General features: G+C 47.3%; 21 protein-coding genes. 20 read left to right on the forward strand and 1 reads right to left on the reverse strand.

Features of this window, described 5'->3' with window-relative positions:
- Positions 1 to 444 (reverse strand): EamA family transporter (locus Q0198_RS06555; protein WP_297896293.1); only part of this gene is annotated, 444 nt, incomplete at its 3' end.
- 150 nt (positions 445 to 594) lie between these two features.
- Here Q0198_RS06555 and glmU point away from each other — a divergent pair.
- The 20 genes from glmU (at position 595) to Q0198_RS06655 (ending at position 20,837) form a co-directional block, all read left to right on the forward strand.
- Positions 595 to 1,896, forward strand: a complete 1,302-nt coding sequence (glmU, locus tag Q0198_RS06560) for a bifunctional UDP-N-acetylglucosamine diphosphorylase/glucosamine-1-phosphate N-acetyltransferase GlmU (protein ID WP_297896295.1) — start codon at positions 595 to 597, stop codon at positions 1,894 to 1,896.
- A complete protein-coding gene (coaBC, locus tag Q0198_RS06565; RefSeq protein WP_297896297.1) occupies positions 1,889 to 3,070 on the forward strand; it encodes a bifunctional phosphopantothenoylcysteine decarboxylase/phosphopantothenate--cysteine ligase CoaBC in 1,182 nt (393 codons plus the stop codon). The genes glmU and coaBC overlap by 8 nt, the downstream gene beginning before the upstream one ends.
- A gap of 3 nt (positions 3,071 to 3,073) precedes the next feature.
- Positions 3,074 to 3,751 carry a polyprenyl diphosphate synthase gene (uppS, locus tag Q0198_RS06570; protein WP_297896299.1) on the forward strand — a complete coding sequence of 226 codons (678 nt, stop codon included), beginning with the start codon at positions 3,074 to 3,076 and terminating at the stop codon, positions 3,749 to 3,751.
- Between the two features lie 338 nt (positions 3,752 to 4,089).
- Positions 4,090 to 4,242, forward strand: coding sequence for a hypothetical protein (locus Q0198_RS06575; RefSeq protein ID WP_297896301.1), 153 nt, complete (start codon positions 4,090 to 4,092; stop codon positions 4,240 to 4,242).
- Positions 4,236 to 4,517: a hypothetical protein gene (locus tag Q0198_RS06580; RefSeq protein ID WP_297896303.1), complete on the forward strand. Its 282-nt coding sequence runs from the start codon at positions 4,236 to 4,238 to the stop codon at positions 4,515 to 4,517. Before Q0198_RS06575 ends, Q0198_RS06580 begins: the two co-directional genes overlap by 7 nt.
- 65 nt (positions 4,518 to 4,582) lie before the next feature.
- Positions 4,583 to 5,338, forward strand: coding sequence for an A24 family peptidase (locus tag Q0198_RS06585; RefSeq protein WP_297896305.1), 756 nt, complete (start codon positions 4,583 to 4,585; stop codon positions 5,336 to 5,338).
- The gene (locus tag Q0198_RS06590; protein ID WP_297896306.1) at positions 5,331 to 6,362 is read left to right on the forward strand and encodes an LptF/LptG family permease; all 1,032 of its coding nucleotides are present in this window, start codon (positions 5,331 to 5,333) and stop codon (positions 6,360 to 6,362) included. Before Q0198_RS06585 ends, Q0198_RS06590 begins: the two co-directional genes overlap by 8 nt.
- Positions 6,346 to 7,680, forward strand: a complete 1,335-nt coding sequence (truA, locus tag Q0198_RS06595; RefSeq protein WP_297896309.1) for a tRNA pseudouridine(38-40) synthase TruA — start codon at positions 6,346 to 6,348, stop codon at positions 7,678 to 7,680. Before Q0198_RS06590 ends, truA begins: the two co-directional genes overlap by 17 nt.
- A 233-nt stretch (positions 7,681 to 7,913) precedes the next feature.
- Positions 7,914 to 8,855, forward strand: coding sequence for a TAXI family TRAP transporter solute-binding subunit (locus tag Q0198_RS06600; RefSeq protein WP_297896311.1), 942 nt, complete (start codon positions 7,914 to 7,916; stop codon positions 8,853 to 8,855).
- Between the two features lie 8 nt (positions 8,856 to 8,863).
- Positions 8,864 to 10,945: a TRAP transporter permease gene (locus tag Q0198_RS06605; protein ID WP_297896313.1), complete on the forward strand. Its 2,082-nt coding sequence runs from the start codon at positions 8,864 to 8,866 to the stop codon at positions 10,943 to 10,945.
- 666 nt (positions 10,946 to 11,611) lie between these two features.
- Positions 11,612 to 13,735 carry a TonB-dependent receptor gene (locus Q0198_RS06610; RefSeq protein WP_297896314.1) on the forward strand — a complete coding sequence of 708 codons (2,124 nt, stop codon included), beginning with the start codon at positions 11,612 to 11,614 and terminating at the stop codon, positions 13,733 to 13,735.
- The gene (locus tag Q0198_RS06615; RefSeq protein ID WP_297896315.1) at positions 13,729 to 14,625 is read left to right on the forward strand and encodes an alpha/beta hydrolase-fold protein; all 897 of its coding nucleotides are present in this window, start codon (positions 13,729 to 13,731) and stop codon (positions 14,623 to 14,625) included. Before Q0198_RS06610 ends, Q0198_RS06615 begins: the two co-directional genes overlap by 7 nt.
- Positions 14,626 to 14,795: 170 nt before the next feature.
- Positions 14,796 to 15,047 (forward strand): hypothetical protein, encoded by a 252-nt coding sequence (locus tag Q0198_RS06620; protein ID WP_297896317.1) that lies wholly within the window; start codon positions 14,796 to 14,798, stop codon positions 15,045 to 15,047.
- Positions 15,048 to 15,246: 199 nt separating this feature from the next.
- Positions 15,247 to 15,705 carry a CidA/LrgA family protein gene (locus Q0198_RS06625; protein ID WP_291937916.1) on the forward strand — a complete coding sequence of 153 codons (459 nt, stop codon included), beginning with the start codon at positions 15,247 to 15,249 and terminating at the stop codon, positions 15,703 to 15,705.
- A complete protein-coding gene (locus Q0198_RS06630) occupies positions 15,702 to 16,394 on the forward strand; it encodes an LrgB family protein (protein WP_295151400.1) in 693 nt (230 codons plus the stop codon). The genes Q0198_RS06625 and Q0198_RS06630 overlap by 4 nt, the downstream gene beginning before the upstream one ends.
- Before the next feature lie 9 nt (positions 16,395 to 16,403).
- Positions 16,404 to 16,970 (forward strand): cytidylate kinase-like family protein, encoded by a 567-nt coding sequence (locus tag Q0198_RS06635; RefSeq protein ID WP_005873246.1) that lies wholly within the window; start codon positions 16,404 to 16,406, stop codon positions 16,968 to 16,970.
- A gap of 260 nt (positions 16,971 to 17,230) precedes the next feature.
- Positions 17,231 to 18,616 (forward strand): cytochrome C, encoded by a 1,386-nt coding sequence (locus tag Q0198_RS06640; protein WP_297896320.1) that lies wholly within the window; start codon positions 17,231 to 17,233, stop codon positions 18,614 to 18,616.
- Positions 18,617 to 18,698: 82 nt separating this feature from the next.
- Positions 18,699 to 19,757, forward strand: a complete 1,059-nt coding sequence (locus Q0198_RS06645) for a hypothetical protein (RefSeq protein WP_297896322.1) — start codon at positions 18,699 to 18,701, stop codon at positions 19,755 to 19,757.
- Positions 19,758 to 20,079: 322 nt separating this feature from the next.
- Positions 20,080 to 20,484: a hypothetical protein gene (locus Q0198_RS06650; protein WP_297896324.1), complete on the forward strand. Its 405-nt coding sequence runs from the start codon at positions 20,080 to 20,082 to the stop codon at positions 20,482 to 20,484.
- A 44-nt stretch (positions 20,485 to 20,528) separates the two neighbouring features.
- Positions 20,529 to 20,837, forward strand: a complete 309-nt coding sequence (locus Q0198_RS06655) for a hypothetical protein (RefSeq protein ID WP_297896326.1) — start codon at positions 20,529 to 20,531, stop codon at positions 20,835 to 20,837.
- The last annotated feature ends 370 nt before the right edge of the window (positions 20,838 to 21,207 follow it).

A 21,207-nucleotide genomic window follows, 5' to 3' on the forward strand; every position in this document is an offset into this window, starting at 1 on the left:
GCATAGATTTGCGCCTTGTACTAGCAAAAAGCCCGTCAAAAACTCGGAATTTATCGCGCCGAATTTTATCACCAAAGCCCCCAGCACCGCGACAGCGACGCTGAAAAGATATAGCGCGCGAAATCTAAGCTTAAGCGCATCGTAAAGTAGCGTCACGTAAAACGGAGTAAATATCGTAAAAAGCGCCACCTCATAGACCTTCAAATACGCAAAGCTGCGGTAGTAGAAGATATACATCACGCCGATCTGTACGGCGCCCACGGCGCAAATTTTAAGCGCCAGAGCGGGATTTACGCTACGAAATTTCATAAACGGCAAAAAGCAAATTAGCGCCAACGATACGCGCGAAAACGCCAAATACGCGCTGTCTATGCCGCGCAAAAACTCGCCTATCAGCGAGAAACTAAAAGCCCAAATACAAGTAACCAAAATCAGTTTTTTCAAAACGTCCGCCTAAGCTTTAAAATTTAGGCGGAATTTTATAAAATTTTAGTTGAATTTGGGATTTAAATTTCGCCCGCGCGGCATAAATTTAGGTTTTTATTTATTTTAAATGTGTTAAAATTATCCGATTTTTGAAATTTAAGGGTAAAAATGAACGACGTTTCGGTTATAGTTCTTGCCGCGGGACTCGGCACTCGGATGAAGTCGCAAAAAGCTAAGGTTCTTTTCGAACTTTGCGGCGAGCCGATGATAATCCACATCTTAAAGAAAGCTTACGAAATTTCAAACGACGTGAGCGTGATTTTACACTATCAATTCGACGAGGTTAAAAGCGCGGTTCTAGCGCAGTTCCCAAACGCTAAAATTTACAAACAAGATCACGAGCATTTCCCCGGCACTGCGGGCGGACTAAAAGAGGTCGAAATCCGCGGGGAAAAAACGCTCATAATCTGCGGCGATATGCCTTTGGTAAAAAGCGCCGAGCTTCGCAAACTCTGCGAGGGGGACGCGGAAGTAAATTTAAGCGTTTTTAGCGCGCGCGATCCATTCGGATACGGTCGCGTAATCACCCGCGGCGGCGAAATTTTAAAGATCGTCGAGCAAAAGGACGCAAGCGAAGAGGAAAAAGCGGTAAAAGACGCAAACGCAGGCTGCTACTGCTTCAAAAGCGAGGCATTGAAACAGATTCTGCCGCAGATCAAACCAGATAACGCGCAAAAAGAGTACTACCTCACCGACGCGATCAAAATCGCCAAAGATATGGGCTTAAAATGCGCCGCCGTGTGGGTCGACGAGCAAAATTTCATGGGGATAAACGATAAGCTCGCCCTCAGCATCGCCGAAAATTTAATGCAAAACGAGATCAAAGAAAATTTGATGAAGCAAGGCGTTTTGATGCGCCTACCGCAAAACATCTACATCGACAGCAGAGCGAAATTTATCGGCGAGTGCGAGCTGCAAGAAAACGTAAGTATTATCGGTCCTTGCGTGATCGAAAACTCGCTCATCAAAAGCGGCTGCGTCATCGAAAATAGCGTCGTAAAAAACTCCGACATCGGTCCGATGGCGCATCTGCGCCCAAAATGCGAGGTTATAGGCACCCATATCGGAAATTTCGTCGAGCTTAAAAACGCGAAAGTAAATAAGATTAAGGCGGGGCATTTAAGTTATCTCGGAGATTGCGAGATCGATGAGGGCAGCAATATCGGCTGCGGCACGATTACGTGCAACTACGACGGCAAGAAAAAATACAAAACGATAATCGGCAAAAACGTCTTTATCGGCTCGGACACGCAGCTAGTAGCGCCCGTGCGGGTAGCCGACGACGTCATAATCGCCGCGGGCACGACTGTCACGAGCGACGTTCCAAGCGGCGCGCTGGCGATCAGCCGAAGCAAACAAATCAACAAAGATGGGTTTTTCCATAAATTTTTTAGGAGCGAAGATGAGTAAGAAAAAGGTTTTACTGGCGGTTTGCGGGAGTATCAGTTTTTACAAAGCGTTTGAAATTTTATCCGCTCTGAAAAAGTCGAATTTCGACGTCTATGTCGCGCTTAGCGACGGCGTGCAGGAGTTTGTCAGCTACAAGGCATTCGAGGCGCTATGCGATCACCCGGTACTTTGCAAAGCCAACGAAAACTGGCAGGCGGGCATCAACCACATCGCTTATTCCAAGGTGGATTTGGTTTTGATCGCGCCTGCGACGGCAAATACTATAAACAAGCTCGCGTGGGGCGTCTGCGATAACGTATTTTTAGAGGTGTTAAACGCGGCCTTTGCCCACGCCAAGGTAGTCATCGCGCCCGCCGCGAACCCCGCGCTACTTGAAAACAACATCACGAAAAACTGCATCGATATGCTAAAAGCGAGCGTCAATGCGTATTTTGTGGATCCGATAGAAAAAACCCTAGCTTGTGGCGATACCGGCAAGGGCGGGCTAGCGAGCACCGAGGCGATTATGCAGACGCTAAAGCGAGCGCTTTACAACGATAAATTTTGGGAGGATAAAACCGTCATCATCACCGGAGGCGCGACGATCGAAAAGATCGATAGCGTGCGCGGCATTACGAATTTTTCCAGCGGCAAAACCTCCAAAGCGATTGCCGACGCGCTGTTTTATCTGGGTGCGGACGTGACGCTGATCTCTAGCAACGAATATGAAAATTTACCGTACAAGCTCGTTAAATTTGAAAGCACTATCGGGCTAAAATCGGCGCTTGACAGCACAAAATTCCCCGACGGCGCATATTTGATAATGGCGGCCGCGGTAAGCGACTACTCGCCGAAGGTTCGATACAAAGATAAGGTGAAAAAGGCGGAGATCGGCGAAATTTGGAATTTACGCCTGGGCGAAAATGAGGATATCTTAAGCTCCGTGCGCGGAAATATCAAAAAGGTGGGCTTTAAACTCGAAACCGACCGCGAAAATGCCGTCGGCGAGGCCAAACGCATGCTTAACGAAAAGCATCTCGACGCCGTCTGCCTAAACGTGCTGGACGACATCATCAAGCTCGGCGGCGACGTCCTTAAGGTCACCCTTATCACGAAAAACGATCAGGTCGTAATCGACACCGCGCCGAAGGACGAAGTCGCCCTAAAAATCGCGGCTGAGCTGAAAAAAATCTGATCCGTGAATAGCCTAAATCATCTCGCTCTTGTGATGGACGGTAACGGGCGCTGGGCGAAAAAGCGCGGTCTGCTGCGCACTGGCGGGCACGAAGCGGGCGCGGAGGTTGTGGAGCAGATCTGCGAGTTTTGCATCGACGAAGGCATCGCAAACCTCACGCTCTACGCCTTTAGCACCGAAAATTGGAAGCGTCCGAAAAGCGAAGTGGAATTTTTGATGAAGTTGCTTCAAAAATTCCTAATTTCACGCCGCGAAAAATTTACCCAAAACGGGATAAAATTCTATCCGATCGGCGACATATCGGCTTTTAGCGGCGATCTGCGAAGCGAGATCGAATATCTTTCAAATTTAACTCAAAACGGACGAGCGCTAAATTTTAACCTAGCGATCAACTACGGCTCGCGAGACGAGATCGTGCGAGCGTGCGAGCGGCTGCTTGCAAGCGGAGAGCGACTAAGCGAAGTGGGCATCGGCGCACATCTGGATACCGCGCACAGCGGCGACGTGGATCTGCTGGTGCGCACGGGCGGCGAGCAGCGGCTGTCGAATTTCTTACTCTGGCAAGCAAGCTATGCCGAGCTTGCGTTTACGCCGACGCTGTGGCCCGATTTCACGCGCGAGGAGCTTGCGCGCATAGTGGATGATTTCCGCCGCAAACAACGCCGCTTCGGCGGTCTTTAAGCTGCGGCGCAGTCGCTCTAACGGTCGCTTTAAATTTTAAAATTTTATTTTGCAGAACCGCATGCAACGCGGTAAATTTTAAAATTTAATCTGCGGGCACTCGCGACACCCTGAAATTTTAAAATTTCAGAATTTTAATTTGCAGCGTCGTAAAATTTAAAATTTTAACTATGTAAGCGCGCGATACTTTGAAATTTTAAAATTTCGCCCTTTTAAATTTAAAGCTCTAGAGCGATCCGCGTTGCGCGGCGCGGTAAATTTACGCGGCGCGGTAAATTTAACGCGGCAGAAATTTTAAAAATCACGCCGCCGTTCGCGCAAAAACCGAAAGAAGGGCTATGAGCTACTACATACAATGTGGTTGCGGCAAAAAGCTTACCAAAAAGCCGATGAAATCTTTAAGATGCCCAAGATGCGGCAGCGTGTATAAAAAACCAAAGAAATTTATACTGGCGGTCTACACATTTGCCTGCTGCTGTTTTTTATGCTAGCGTTTGCTTTCATCCCCGATAAAATGGGGATTTTGGCATCCGCAGGCAGCGGGATAGGCGCATATATTATGTTTTTATGGATCGTAGATACTTTGAACTTCGATCTTTTGAACGCCGTGATACTGGTGGCGGGATTTTTGATTTTCGGCGGATTATATGAGGCATGGGGCGAGCCGCTAATCGCAGGGCTCATAGCCATTTTATTTTGCGTAGGCGCAGCGGCGATTTTCGTAAAATTTTTCCCTTACGAGAGGCAAAAAATCAATGAAAACTAAGAAATTTCTCGCTACCATAAAGCGCTTGATTAAATTTTAAAAAGTTAAAGCTCAAAAGGAAAAAGATGGATTTAAATATCGTTTACGGCGTGATTTTTGCGGTATTCGGCACCTGCGTAGGCTCGTTTTGCAACGTCCTGATCTACCGCCTGCCGCGCGGACAGAGTGTCAATTTCCCCGCATCGCACTGCCCCAAATGCTCTCACGCTTTAAAATTTTACCACAATATCCCGCTGCTTTCGTGGCTCTTTTTGGGCGGCAAATGCGCCTTTTGCAAAACCAAAATTTCGATCCGCTATCCGATCGTCGAGCTTTTAGGCGGCGCGCTTGCGCTTGCGGCGTATTTCGGCGAGCCCGATCTTGCAAAAGCCGCGGTGCTCGGGCTCTGCTTCATCTTGCTTATGGCACTTTCGGCGATCGATTTTGAGTATAAAGCCGTGCCCGAGAGCCTTCTTTACGTAGTTACTGCGCTTTCGCTTGCTTATACGCTGATGTATGATTTTAATCTTAGCGGCGTGGGCGCGGCGGCGGGATACGCGGCGATATTTTTCGTGCTGCGCCTCATCGTCACCTTCGTGCTAAAGCGCGAAGCGATGGGCAGCGCGGATATTTTTATCGCGGGCGTTATGGGGGCGATTTTGGGCTGGAAGCTGGGCGGCATCTCGATCTACATCGGCGCGATTTTGACGCTGCCTGCGTATCTCATCGCGCACAAAAGAGGCTACGAGCTGCCGTTCGTGCCGTTTTTATCGATGGGGTTGCTTCTTACCTTTATCTTCAAAGATCAAATTTTAAGGCTCTTGGACATCATTTATGGATAGGGTGCAGCGCTATTTATTTAGCAATTTCGTCGGCTCTTTCGCGTCGCTTTTCAGCACGCTTTTTATCATAATGTCGATCGTCTTTTTCCTTCAGATCGCGCGCATTACGTCGTTTATCGAGATAAATTTTTCAGAGCTAGTAAAGCTCTATCTTTTCATGCTGCCGCGCATCCTCATATTTACGGTGCCGATCGCGTTTTTCGTAGCGCTTAGCATCTCGCTTTTTAGGCTATCCAAAGAGAACGAAACCATCGTCATTTCTACTATCGGCTACGCCACGCGCAAGATCGCGCTATTTTTCGGCATAAGCGCGGCGCTGTGCTCTTTAGCGCTACTTTTCGTATCGCTTTTTATGATGCCGATAGCCGAAAATTTAAAGGACAATTTCATCGATTACAAAAAAATTAGCGCGACGCTAAATATCAAATCCAACGAATTCGGGCAGAAATTTTCCGACTGGCTCGTTTTTATCGATTCGCAGGAAAACAACGGCACAAGCACGCTATATAAGGATCTCGTGCTGTATAATCCGGGTGGCTCGCAGGATCACGAGCGAATGATCGTAGCGCGCAGCGGCGAGTTTAAAAACGAAAACGCGAGCTTTTCTGCGATGCTGCACGACGGCAAAATTTACACGATGAGCGGCGAACAGTGGCACGTAAGCGAGTTTGAAAGCTTAACCCTGCGCACGCAAAGCGACCGCAATATCCGCGGCGGAGGCGGCGTGATCGGATACTGGAGCGATATGAGCGGCAGCGAGAAGCGCAGGAAAGAATTTAGCATCTACACCCTCGTCTCGCTCTTTCCGCTGGCGAGCTTTTTGTTTGCGCTAAGCCTCGGCATCGTGACCTATCGCTACGAAAAGGGCTTCGTTTACGCGGGGATCTTCGGCGTGCTTTTTAGCTACTTCGCGATGATCATGCTGCTCTCTAAATACCCAAGCATCGCGCTTCCGGTGACATTCGGCGTTACGCTTATCGGCTCGCTGCTTTATTACAGGATCAAAATTGCCCCGAGGTACTGAAAAAGGCTCCGAGCTTTGCGGCGGCGAAATTTTAAACGAAAGCTCGTCCGCTCGAAATTTAACGGATAAAATTTCGGCGAGCAAGGCTAGTGCGTCTGAAATTTTGCGTGGCGTAAATTTAAAATGCAAAGCGCAAAACGGCGAGCAGGTTTTGATCTTAAACGATAAAATTTCAAATTTTAAAAATTCCGCTCTCGTAAGCTCGGCAAGCAATACGGCTACCCATGCTGCACCAGATTGCGGTTTGAATCACGAAAATTTCGAGCGGAATTTGGACGCCGTTCACGCCAAAGAGACCGCGCATGCGGCAAATTTAAATTCCGCCCGCAAAAATTCCGCCGATACCGTCGCTTCGGATATTTGCGCGACAAGCATAGAAAAGATTTGCACAAGTCCCGCAGACGCCCGTGCCGCAAACTCTCTCAAAGCAGACGCCGCCTACAAAGCGGGTATTTCCGCAAACACCCTCGCAAGCGCGCCCGAACTCAAAAATATTATTGAAAGCGCGCCCGCAAGCGACTTTGTAGCGAGCGAACTTGCGCATATCGGCAAAATAAGCGCCCTGCCAAATACTCCCGCAGATGCGTGCGCATATGCCGTGAGCGCAAACTCCAAGCGCGTAAAGCTCAAGCTCGTCTATTCCTACGACGGCTCGAAATTTAGCGGCTCGCAGTCTCAGCCTCACGGGCGCGGCGTCGAGGACGTGCTACGCGCGGCTTTGGGGCGCGTGGGGATCTTTGCGCCGCTCATCAGCAGCTCGCGCACAGATAAAGGGGTGCACGCGCTGCGCCAGGTAAGCTGCGTCGAATGCACCGTGCACTGGGAGCTGCCGCGTCTAAAAGAGCTCATAAACCGCCACTGCGCGCCCTATATTTTTGTGCAACACATCAGCCAGGTACCGCGCGATTTTCATCCGCGTTACGATGCCGTAGCGCGCTGCTATCGCTACGTTTTAAACCATGGACGTCCAAGCCCCTTTCTTAGCGATTTTTGCGTGTTTTATCCGCGCGTAGATCTTGCCGCGCTCAATGCTGCGCTTGCAAATTTTATCGGCGAGCACGATTTTAGCGAGTTTATGAAAAGCGGCAGCGACATAAAAAGCCCTGTGCGCGAGCTCTACGTCGCGCGCGCCTACTCTTTTAGAAATTTAACCTTGATAAATTTTAAAGCCAACGGATTTTTGCGAGCGCAGGTGCGGCTGATGGTCGCAAACGCCCTAAAATCCGTGCAGAGCGGGCGCAAGATTAGCTTCTCGCGGGCGTTTAGTAGAATCCCCTTTCCGCCGAACGGGCTGTATCTTAGCAGCGTGAGTTATTAAGGCTTTAAATTTATAGCGTTAAATTTTATCCACGGGCGTTTGGATTTCAAGCTTAGAATTTTATTGCGGTAAAATTCCGCATATCAGAGCAGATCGCCGAGCTACTTTGATATTAAATCACTTGCGCCGTGATGTGTAAAATCGTAAATTTGCGCGAAATTCGATCTGTTTTTATTAGAATTTTATAGAAATTTAGCAATACTTTCAAACTTTTAACTCAAAAAGGAGCAAAGATGAAAAAATTTTCTGTTGCTTTGGCCGGTTTGGCCTTACTAGCTAGCGTTTCAGGCGCTAAGGAGTTCATCAATATCGGCACCGGCGGTATGACCGGCACCTATTATCCGGTAGGCGGCGCGATTTGCCGCTTGGTAAATATGGATAAAAATATGAAATGCTCCGTGCAATCGACGGGCGGCTCGACGTATAACGTCAATAACGTGCTTAAAAAAGAGCTAAATTTCGGCTTCGTTCAAAGCGACGTCGTCTATGATAAATACAACGGTACGGGCAAATTTCAAGGCGCGGCGGATAAAAATTTACGCTCCGTAATTTCGATCTATCCGGAACTTTTGGCTTTCGTCGTCTCTAAAGAGAGCGGCATCAAATCCTACGGCGACGCTGCGGGCAAAAAGATCAATATCGGAAATCCAGGCAGCGGCAACGAGCTAACCAGCACGATAGTTTTTGAAAACTACGACTTCGATCTCAAAAAGCTCGCCCAACACGGCGTCTTAACCGCGCAAGAATGCCCTATGGCGCTAAAAGATAAGAAGATCGACGGATACTTCTATGTCGTAGGACATCCGACCGCAAATATCACCGATGCGGCGACTTCGCTTCCTATCGACTTAGTCGGCATCGACGATGAGCATATCAAAAAAATTCTAGAAAAATATCCATATTTTGCCAAAGGCGTGATCCCTGCAAAAATGTATGACGGCGTAGATCACGATACGCAGACTATCGGCGTAAAGGCCGTGCTAGTAACCGACGCTAGCCAAAGTAACGAAGCAGTTAGAGCGGTAGTTAAGGCGATACTTGATAATTTCGACGAGTATAAAAAACTACACCCTGCGTTAAATTTGGTAAGCAAAGAATCTCTTTTAGAGGGGCTTAGCGCACCGCTTCATCCTGCGGCAGAGGCGGTGTATAAAGAAGCCGGACTGCTGAAATAGGCTAGTTGATGGAGAAATCTACACAAAACGACGAGCAGGTTTTAGAGGTAAAAAGTAGAGAATTTACCTCTAAAAAGCTCTTCTGGCTCGTGACGCTGGTCTGCTTCGCGTGGTCGGTCTTTCAGCTTTATATCGCATATTTTACGCTAAATACGAATATCGCGCGCTCAATCCACTTGGCGTTCGCCATTTTTATAATTTTTTCGCTTTTTCCGTTTCGCCCGCGCTCTAAGGCACATTTTTACATCCCGTTTTACGATTATATTTTATTAATCGTCGGAGTCGCCGCGATCTTGTATCCTGCAATAGAATTTAACGGGCTAGCGCAGCGCCCGGGAAATTATCTAACCAGAGATATCGTAGCAGCCTTTATAGGTATTTTTATCCTTTTTGAGGCGGGTCGTCGTATGATGGGGCCCGCGCTTGGCATTATCGCTTTTACCTTTCTTCTGTATTGTTACTTCGGCCCTTATATGCCAGATATCATCGCGCACCGCGGCGCAAGCTTTGAACTGCTTGCAGGGCATATGTTTTTAACGACAGAGGGCGTATTTGGCGTACCGGTAGGGGTCAGCACCAGCTTCATCTATCTGTTCGTGCTATTCGGCGCGCTTTTGGAGCGAGCCGGAGCGGGGCAGTATTTTATAAACGTAGCGTTTGCGATTTTAGGTCGCTTCCGCGGAGGACCCGCCAAGGCTAGCGTAATCGCTAGCGGGCTAACCGGCATGGTAAGCGGCAGCTCGACCGCAAACGTTGTGACGGTGGGTACCTTTACGATCCCGCTAATGAAAAAAGCAGGGCTTACAGCCACTAAAGCGGGCGCTATCGAGGTCGCCGCCGGCGTAAACGGGCAGCTTATGCCGCCTATCATGGGCGCTGCGGCATTTATCATCGCGGAATTTTTAGGTATGAGCTACACCAACGTAATGATCGCGGCGGTGATCCCCGCTTTCGTCTGCTACGCGGGGTTATTTTTCATCGTGCATCTGGAAAGCTGCAAGCTAGGGCTTCACGGCAGCCGCGATTACGCCAAGGTTTCAAAGCTAAAAATTATATTTAGCGGCATTCATTACATAATACCGATTTTGGTGCTTCTTTTCACTCTATTGATTCTGAAAGAAAGCGCGATCTCTGCGGCGTTTAACTCGATCTGCGTGCTATTTTTAATAATGATCGTACAAGAGCCCGCAAAGAAAACGATATTTGGCGAAAAAGTTGGCAAGTCCGATTTTATCGTAGGTTTCGTAGATATCTTTTGGGCTATGGTGGGTGCTGCTAAAAACATGGTCACGGTAGCCGTTGCCACCGCGCTAGCGGGCATCATCATCGGCTCGATCTCGCTTACCGGGCTGGGACAGGTTCTTTCAGAGCTCGTGGAGGCGGTCGCGGGAAATAGCATAGTGCTGATACTTCTGATGACTGCGATAATGAGTCTGATTTTGGGCATGGGGCTTCCTACGACGGCGAATTATATCGTCGTTTCGAGCCTTATTGCTCCGGTGATTTTAATACTGGCCGGCAAAAACGGCTTTTTGATCCCTGCGATCGCGGTGCATCTTTTCGTATTTTATTTCGGAATTTTAGCCGATGATACCCCTCCGGTGGGCATCGCCGCATACGCCGCCGCGGGCATCGCAAAGGCAAATCCGGTAACCGTGGGACTTCAGGGCTTCGTGTATGATCTGCGCACCGCCGTACTTCCGTTTGCGTTTTTCTTCAATAATAAGCTGCTTTTGATCCAAAGCATCGGCGATCCGATGGATTCAAAAAGCATCGTTTGGATCAGCGATCCACTGCAAATCGTGCTGATTTTTGCCACGGCGATCGTGGGCATGTTTGCCTTCAGCTCCTCGCTACAAGGCTGGTTTGTTACAAAATGTAATCCGCTAGAGCGCCTGCTATTACTGCTAGTAACGCCGTTAATGCTGGTGCCTAATATCTGCGCGAAATTTATAGAATTCATTCCGAGCGAATACGTTAGCTACGGCATCGGCGCAGCGATCTACGCGCTGATCTTTGCAAAGCAGTGGTTTTTAAGGCCTAAGGACTCGGACGATACGCACGCCGAAAATAGTGCGCCTGCGGCGTAAATCTAAATTTGATCCCGCTAAATTTTAAGATAAATTTGCGGGGTCTTATTAAATTTATCTTCTTACTTTGCATTCTTGCGCCAGGATTTTAAATTTGGATCGATTCTTTACTTCTAAATTTAAAACCTTGACAGATTTTGCCGTGCTGATAAATCTAGTTTAAATTTAAATCCGCCTATATAAACTACTCAAATTTTAAATTGCGCCGAAGCTATTATGCTCCTTAAATTTATTCATACGAAGCTACTGTGTTAAAAAACATCGCATATTAATCCTATGCTAGTCTATAATTATCGCAAGCCGCAGGATGCACGAAATCAATAGAGCAAAGCCATTTTCGCGTTGCCGCTTGTAATGCCTTCGATAGTTTAAAATATACACGTCCACAAAAGCGAAAATGATTCTTAGAGCAGATAAAATCAAAACTGTGCAAAATTTCTTCAAAACGATTTGATAATTAATGCCGGGCGTTATAAAATTTTACTTATTTACAGCAATTTCTTGATTATATGTTGTACTTTATTTAAAATAATTTTTATAAAAATATCGATGGAACGGGGAATTATTAGTTAAATTTAATTCTATAAAAATACTTTAATAATTAATATTAAATTTATCCGCTTTGAGTTATAATCCGCGATTAAATTTCAAAATAGAGGAACAAAAATGCAAAAAGATATGTATTTTAAAAAGGCGAAATTTATCGCATTATCGATATGCGCGAGCGTTTCGATTTTATGCGGCGTCGAAGGCTCGCATCTAAGCAGTGACGCAAATAGCACGAATCTTGGCGAAATCGTAGTAAGTGCGAGCGGCTTTCGCCAAGATATTAGGCAGGCGCCGGCCTCCATTTCCACCTTGGATAATAAAGAGATATCAAGCGGCAGATTCACTTCGCTACACGATATTGCGAATAAAATGCCGGGCGTTAGCGTCATCGCAGGCGATGACGGCCCGGCAAGCGGGATATCCATCAGAGGAATGGAAAGCTCCCAAACCCTTGTGCTTATCGACGGCAAACGTGTAAGTTCCGCGGCGGCGAACCCAAAAGGCGGAGCGGGCGATATGAACTCGAATTTTATCCCGCCCGCAGGAGCGATCGAGCGTATCGAGGTGATTAGAGGACCGATGAGCTCGCTTTACGGGAGCGATGCAGTAGGCGGCGTGATAAATATCATTACGAAAAAGAATTTTTCTAAATTTAGCGGAAGTGCTGCTATATCTACAACTATCCAAGATCACGAAGGTATCGGAGACGGCAAGATGGGCGAAGCCTACGTCAATATTCCCTTTGGGCAGTATGCGGCACTTCAGCTGTGGGGATATAAAAAGCTGCGCGGCGAGGATGGCTATAAGGGAGGCTATCAGAAGAGTGATAAATCGGATTCTAACGCCAAACTTTGGCTAACGCCGGATGAAAATAATAAATTTTACTTTCAAACCGGAAGACAAAATCATGATTATTCAAGGACTCTTGGTAAAACCGCCGTTTATCCCAACGCGCGTGGATTAAATCACTATAAATATAAAAGAGAAAATCACGGCGTCGGATATTTGGGTGAGTTTGAGAGCTTAAGTGCTGATATAAGTTATTTTTGGGATAAGACTCGCCGTACGAGCATTTTTGATAGCCTTTCTCCCGCAATCGTAAAAAATAGAAATTTTAATTCCAAATTTACGACTTATCTCGGTATAAATACGCTTACCTTCGGCTACGATTTTAGCAAACAGGATGTGCAAACGACTTTCATCGTTTCAAACGCGAGTAGGCAAAATTTACGCTCTCCGCAACGATTTTCTATGAACGAGCATGCGGGATTTTTAGAGGATGAGATCGAAATTTTCGAAAATACGCTATTTTTAACGCTCGGCGGCAGGCTCACGCATAACGAATACTTCGGCAACCACTTTTCTCCTAGAGCCTACGCGACGTTTAATATAGGCGATACTTGGACGATCAAAGGCGGCGTCGCAACCGGCTATAAAACTCCCGACGTCAATCAAATTTCGCCTGAAGTAGGCACGATTCAGGGCGGCTGGAGGATTATAGATTTCGGTAACAAGGATTTAAAGCCCGAGAAAAGCACGACCTACGAGATCGGGCTTTATTACGACAATGCAGACGATCTGCGCGGCAATATCACGCTATTTAAAAACGACTTCAAAGATAAAATTTTAGATACCGATGGCAGCAATATCAATAGGATTCCCGCTTACGGAGGCTGCGCCGGCGCGCCGAGCGTTAATTGTCCTGGTTGGGGAACGTATTTTAATATAGAAGGAGCCGAGGTTTACGGCGTTGAGCTGAGTGGCGATTACGATATTACTAAAAAGCTAAATTTCAAGGCAAACTACACCTATAGCCACTCCGAGATCGAAACCGGGGATCCTACGATCTATACGCCAAACGGCGCCGTTAAATTTAGCCAAACCAATCTTAGTAGGCTGGATGGCAAATCCCTGACCGCTACTCCGAAGCATGCTGCACATGCGACGCTTAGCTATAGGCCTATCGCTCCGCTTTCTACCTTTATCGGTCTTAATTACGAAAGCGAGCTTACAAGCGTGCAATTCGGTCCGGGCAATAGAGTCAGCAAAAACGACAAAAAGCTTTTTACTACGGATTTGGGCGCACAATACGATTTAAACGATAATCTGAGTCTAAATTTAACCGCCTACAATATCTTTGATAACGTCCGATACGACGAGGGTCTTGCGGACGACGACAATTACTATTGGTATCCCGAGGAGGGCAGGAGGTTTTGGTTTAAGGTAAACGCTAAATGGTAAGCCTAAAGAGCTTTCTTGCGGTATTTGACGCGCTCTTTTTAGTGTGCTTATTCGCTTGCGATCTGGGGGCAAAACCGCCACAAAAGATTGAGCGGGTAAGTGGAGCTGCGCGCGAAATGTTTAACGTGAGCGATTTTATTCTAAAAAGCAAGAACGGCGAAAAATATAAAATTTTTATAGCTCGCCAAAAAAATGTCGCTCGCTACGATAGGGTAGTTTTTATGGTTGATGCGAACGCGCAGTTTCCGATACTTTTAAACTCCTATGCGAAAATTTATGCGAATGGCGCAAAGCAAAACGCAAAAGCGGTGTCGAAATTAAGCAAAACCGTCCTTATAGTAGGTATCGGATACGATAGCCCGCTAGCGTATGATACTAAGCGTCGCACGAGAGATTTAACGCCTGCGGCGAGCGGCGAAGAATATGCAAACGGCGGCGGCGCGGCAGAATTTTACGATTTTGTAAAAGATAAATTATTGCCGCTCGTGGATCGAAAATACGCCACGACGCAAAGCGATAAAATTTACTTCGGACATTCGTTCGGCGGGCTATTCGGGATTTATGCTTTGCTGCGCGACGATGGGATTTTCGACGAGTTTTTTATCGCCTCGCCTTCGTTGTGGTGGGGTGAATCACAGCTGATCAGAGATGCCCTAGACGAGGGAAAGCTTAGATCAAATTTAAAAGCGAAATTCATAATGCTCGTTGCCGGCTCGAGTGAAATGCGTAAAGGAAAAACCGATAAAGCGGGAATTTTAAAAGTAGCCGATCTAGCTGAAATTTTAAAAACAAAGGGGCTTTCTTGCGAGTTTAGGCTCTACGAAGGCGCTTCGCACGGCGAAGTAATCCCATTGGCTTTGCGAGATTTAGCGCTATTTACGCAAAGATAATCTTCTATTTAGCCGGTAAAGCCTTGATCTAAACCCGGCTCGTTTTATATTTGCAAGCGCAAGACCGTACGGCGCAGGCTCGTTGATCGCGCCGAAACGCGTCACCGGATTTAAGAAATTAAATTTTAAAGTCCTTTTGGCTAGTATCGCGCAAATTTAAAGGATGAAAAATGCAAAGTTTCAAATGGCAAATTTCAAAACGGCTCAAGCAGGCGATGCGCGAGCGAGATATCGATAATCTCGCGCTCGTGCGGCGCACGGACGAGCTGTATTCGCGCTCGCACCCGGGCCATGACGAGGATATGCGCGCCGAAGTTTACACCGTCTTGGACGAATACGCGCCCAATGTCGATATTGAAATTTTTGATCTAGTCTGCAGGGTGCTCGGCGTCAAAATAGAGCTAGGCGAGACGCTTGATTGAATAGTCATCGCCAGATTTTATCCGTGCCGCAAGGCTAAATTTAGCGCTATAATAAATCGCAAAATTCTACCTACAGCCTAGCTACAGAGCTTACTTAAGTAAATTTTGCTGCAAAATTTCGCCCAAACCTAGCAAGATTAATATCTATTTTAACTGCAAAGTGCTAAATTTAGCGCTAAATTTTAATCCGAGGTAAGCTTTGAACTACTTAATCCAATTTAGCGTGATTTTAGGAATATCTTTTGTTGCGGAGATTTTGGCGGCGCTCGTGCCTGTGCCAATCCCCGCTAGCATCTATGGGCTAGTCATTATGCTTTTAGCCCTGATCTTCAAACTCATCAAAGTATCGCAGATTAGAGAAACCGTGTCATTTTTTATGCAGATTATGCCTGTGATCTTCATCCCGGCGGGCGCTGCGATCATCATCGCAGGTGACGCGCTACGCCAGCATCTTTTCGCAATCATCGCGATTACGGCGGTCTCTACGGTAGTAGTCATTGGTGCAAGTGGCGCGGTAACGCAAATTTTTTATAAAATTGCCCTCGCCCGCGTTAAGCGCAGGCTTTACGAAGCCGCGCACGAACAAGACGGCGTGAATACAAAGGGCGTGGATGCGAAGCTGGAGCGCGAAATTTTATCCGGAGACGATAAAAAATGAGAGAAATTTTAATGAACTCCGCTTTTTTCGGCGTGTTTTTGTGCCTGGGCTCGTTTGAGCTGGGACTTTATCTAAAAAAGCGCTTTAAGCTAACGATTTTCAACCCGCTTCTAATCGGTATCGTGCTTACCGTCTGCGTGCTTTTAATCTTTAAAATTCCATACGAGAAATTTAATGCGAGCGCCTCGCACATTAGCTTTTTCTTAACGCCGATTACCGTCTGTCTAGCCGTACCGCTATACGAGCAGCTGGCACTTTTGCGAAGTAATTTTTTAGCTATTTTTGCAGGACTGATTTCGGGTATGATCGCAGGACTAGGCAGCATCTACGCGATGTCGGTGATATTTGGGCTAAATCATACAATGTATGTCACGCTACTACCGAAATCTGTCACGGCGCCAATCGGTATGGGTATCAGCGAAAGCTTAGGCGGCATCGTGACACTAACAGTGGCCTGCATCATCGCTACGGGCATCATCGGCAGCGTATTTGGCGAGGCACTACTTAAAATTTTTGGCATCAAAAAGGCGATGGCAAAAGGTATCGCCCTAGGCTGCGCGAGCCACGCGATGGGAACGGCGCGCGCTCTTGAGATCGGTGACGTAGAGGGCGCGATGGCGTCTTTAGCAATGGCGGTTACGGGACTTCTTACCGTCATCGGTGCCGGTATATTTGCACATTTCATCTAAGGAGAAAATATGATAATCTCGATCGCTAGACAAACGGGCGCAGGTGGGCGCGAAACCGCGCGCAAACTAGCCGAGCGCTTAGGCTACACCTATCTAGCCAAGGCAGATCTGCTCCGCAAAGCAGACGAGCTTGGCTGCTTCGAGCAGATGTATGAGTTCTACAACGAAATGCCCGTAAATACGCTACTTCAGGCAATATCGCACAACGAGCTAGCCAATGAGCAAAAGCGCGATCGCATCGTAGCAATCTACGAGAAGATCGTCTCGGGCGGCAACGTTATAGTGCTTGGGCGCTGCGCCGGGTTTTTCTTGCGCGGACATCCGGATCTGCTGACGGTATTTTTACGCGCGAGCGATGAGTTTAAGCTCGCTAGATTGGAAAAAGAGGGTCACACCGACGCGCGAGAGTATATGGAAAACAGCGACGCAGGCAGGATGAGCTTTCATCAATACTACACCAACCAAGTCTGGGGCGCGTCCGCAAACTACAATATCTGCATCGACACGTCGTATTGCGGCATCGATAATGCGGTAAATATCATCGAGTATCTAGTCAAACATCACATTGAAAAGTGATTTGCGCCTAAGAGCATAAAAGTGGAATTTATCTTTTCGAAGATGAATTCCACTTGATCTCGCAAACCCACCCTACTTCTATTGTAATTTAAAATTCACATCTCTTTCAGCTTGAATTCCATTTGTAAATGACGCATTTTAGGTGTATTAAAGCCTCGAATTCAATGCGACATTAAATTCTAAACCGCGCTTGATCGCCATAAAACAGTAAAATTTAGCTAAAATTTGACGAAATTTAAATCCAAATTTAAGGAGATAAAATGCAAAGCAAAGCCCATCTATGCCCAAAATGCGGCGAAAACACGATATATTTCGACGGCATCTGCCACTCGTGCCGCCAAAAGCAGAGGCGAGAGGAGATTTTAAACCTAGGCGCGGGCGAAGTGGAGGCGATGATCCTAAAAATCGCAGACCGAATCGATGAGATCGAAAAATGGGATGAGATTTGTAACGATTTTTGGGCGCTTTTTAGCCTGCTGGATATCCACGATCCAAGGATCGCGCGAGCTGCGGCAGCGAAGCAGATCTACTATCCGCCCGAAATCTACTTCGGCGCGCCTAAGGACGTAAGAGACTCGCTCATAGCCAAACTAGACTCGCTACAAGATAACTCCAAAAACGCGCTAAATCACCTTCTGCGCTCGCTTGCGTGGCAGGGCGACGAAAAAACGACGGAGCTCTTTTACGAGCTGTATAAAAACCCGAGGCCGTGGCGCAAAAAGCTCTACGTAGGCACAGATTTTTACGCGAAAATCGGCGGCTGGAGCTTTGATAAGAGGGGCGAGCGAAAATCGCTAGTTTTTGATAAATGCCTTGCCGCGGTGCGCGTAAAAGATGGCGCGGATAAAAACGGCGAGCGCGAGCGCGGAGATGAAAGCGCGAGTGAAATTTCAAATTTCAAAGGCCGCGCGGGCAGCGCAAATTCCGAACAAAACGCACAAAACGGCGCGGACGAAATTTCAAATTTACACGCGGGCGCGCAGAGTGCTCGCACGGGCATAAACGAAGGCGCGAGCTTGCAGAACGAGCGCGTAAATTTCAAATCAGACGCGCAAAAAGACGCTAGCAGCGGTTTAAATTTAAGCGAAAATGCAAAGGACGCTTGCGAAGACGCAAACCAAAATGCGGACGAGCCCGTACGTATCGGCAGGCCTACAGGGCAAAAGTGCGAGTTTTGCGGCTGCGAGATGCTTGATATGCTGCGTCTAAAGGCAACTGATCCGCGGCTTGCGTTTCTAAATTTAAAGCACGACGCGATCTTTCGCTGCTGCCCGACCTGCGTCGGCTCGGTAATGTATTTTTGCAAATGCGGCGCGGACGGCGAGCCGCAGATGCGCTGCGAGGGCGAAGGGATGGAGAAAAGTTACTTTTCGCAAGAGGATTTTGCGCGACTGAGCGGTATGAAATTTAAGCTAGGCGGCGAAGTATCGCCCTTTTACGGCTGCTTTAGCGAGCTTGACGTGACCGTGGGCGGCTATCCGCAGTGGGTGCAGGACGCCGAGTATCTGAGCTGCCCTAGCTGCGGCGGGACGATGAAGCATCTAGCGCAGATCTCATTCGGCGAGCTGGTGCAGGGCGAGGGGGTCATATACGTGCAGATCTGCGAAAAATGCGAGGTTTTGGGCGGCTGCTTTCAGTGCACATGAGGGTGGGCTTTTAAAATTTGGCTCCAAGCCTGCGCAAAAAATTAAGCTATAATTGCGTTTAAATTTAATTAAAGGAGAGACCGTGGGGTTATTTAGCTCAGGAAAAAAGGCTGAAAAGGCGCAAATTCCAAGCACTTTTGCGGGCAGAGTGGATAAATTTTGGGCGGAATTTAGCGGCGTGATAGATGAGATCAAGGCCGATCTGGCGGCGGAAGAGTTTGAAGAGGCGATGCAAAAGACCGACGAGAAGCTTCGCATCTGCCTTGCCGAGCCCTATTTTATGACGGGGCTCGTGGGCGATAAGCTCGATCTGGTGCTAACTCCCGAGGGTATGAGGCACCGCTTATTTTGGCTAAGCTTCATCAAAAACGTTATGCCAAAACAGCTTGAGTCCAAAATGATCTGCACGCTCGGAAAGCCGCGTGCGCCGCGAGGTATCGGCGGGATCGAGATGTATGACACGAGCGTAAACGCCGAGGAGTCGATGATCTACGCGCAGTTTAACGAAAGCGACGTAGACATCAAAATCTACAACGAAAACCTAGCGGCTCTGCTCGCGCAGGATGAGGGCAAGGCGGGCAATCTAAGTTTCATCCTACTTGATAACATCATCGGCGAGACGACGGTCATTAACACTTTAGGCATGCTTGAAGTGCTGGCCCAGCCGCAGGAAAACGGCGTGCCGCTAAGCGAATTTGCCGATCTGATCGATGAGAAATTCGGCGAAAAAGCTGCGCGCGAACCGCTAAAGAATTTTTTCAGCTACGAAATGGAGCCGCGCGGCAGCGAGGTGCGCGAGGACGTGATCGTGGGCACCACCTGCCTAACGGCCATCGTAAATCAGTACCTAAACGGCGAGCGCGACATCTATAACGAAGCCTTCGAGCTTGGCATCAAATTTTGCTTTCTTAGCATCGATAACGGCGGCGACGTGCAGGCGGGCTTTGATCTGAGAAACAAAATCGAGGACGATGAGTTGGAGAGCTGCGGCTCGTTTTTGGAAATAATCGGCGGTGCAACCGGGCAAAAACACGTATACATCGATCTCATCTGCTACGACGAGGAAAGGCTGAAAGAAAAGGTAAGCGAGCTTTGCAAAAAATATGGCGCCAATATACGAATTCACGACTTTAAGCGGTAGCGGCTTCCGTTTTTGCGGCAGATAAATTTAAAATTTTGCGCCATCGCAGAAAATAAATTTTAAAACTCTACGCCGCCGCGTAAAATAAATTTAAAATTTGCCGCACCGCACGCTTTTCGTTCGGTTTTACCATTTTGCCGGCACGCGGTAAAATTTAGCGAGCCGTGAGCTTGCGATATAAATTTTGGCGATTTAGCAGTAAATTTTTGTAAAATTTGCGAGGTTCACAGCGTAAATTTGCAGCGATAAAATTTTGCTTCGGTTTCAGTGCAAAGCACGCCGATTCAGGAGCTTTTGAAAGATAAAATTTTAGGGGACGAACATGAAAATTATCTCTAAATTTAAAGATAATTACGATTTTATGGTGTCAAAATACGGACTTGATGAGACTTTGGTCTATGACCGCAGAAACTCTACTCCAGTCAGTGTGGACGAGCTATGGAGGCTTGACGAGGGCGATAAAAAGGTCTTTGAAATGAAGCTTAGCGGGTACCGCTTTATCCGCGGTAAATTTATAAACTGGAGCAAAACTGACGTAAATAAACTGCCGCGCCTGCTTCACTCCGTGATTTTCATCGGCAAAAATTTAGTCCATATTTTCGCAACGCAAGGTAAAATTTACACAAGCCTAGAGTTTGACGAGACGGAGCTAAGAAGGCAGTATCAGAATGACAGAACTTTGAGCTTTGGCGATGAATTTCGCGCCCATATCGCCCCTCATGGCTAGGTAAGGTCGGCGAGCAGGCTACACGCGAGGAAATTCTGCAGCTCATGGCACTAGAGGGCAACCGCAAAACGACGCTAAAAAGCATTGTTTACGGCTATATAAGCAAAGATGAAATTTTAAACGCCCCAATCGTATTTTTTAAGCTCACACAGAACATTCACACCGCGGCGATAAATCCACAGCTTAACGCGATGGGGTTTTATCTGGATGCCGATTTCGTCTGGCAAAGCTTAGTCGAGTTTTTATCCGCCAAAAAGGACGCCTCTGCTCCGACAGGCACGATACCAAATGATATAAAAATTGCCAGCAAGGGCTTTGACGTAAAGCGCTCGTTTCGCCCAAAAATTAAATAACTCGGCTCGCGCAGCAAATAATCCGTGCAATCGTCGCTAGAATTTATACCGTCCTGCTTCGCTGTTTTGACGCGCCTCATAAATCGAGCGAAATTTTATAAATTTTTATAAGTTTCGACGAGCAAGCGCACGGAAGCTTAGGCGCAAAATAAAACGCGGATAAAATTCCGCAAAAGCTCTTTCGCAAAATTTTAAAAGAATTAAAATATTTCCTTGAGGAATTTTAAAATTCCGCATAAGGCAAATTTACAAAAATCTCGTGAAAAATATGGAATTTCGTGAAAATTCCGCAAAATTCTAAAATTTTACCGCAGCAGCGTCCATCGCACGCATTAGCCGCAGCATTTGAGCATGTTCGAAAACATCGTGC

The sequence above is a fragment of the uncultured Campylobacter sp. genome (genome assembly GCF_938045205.1).
In the GTDB taxonomy this organism is placed as follows: Bacteria; Campylobacterota; Campylobacteria; order Campylobacterales; family Campylobacteraceae; genus Campylobacter_B.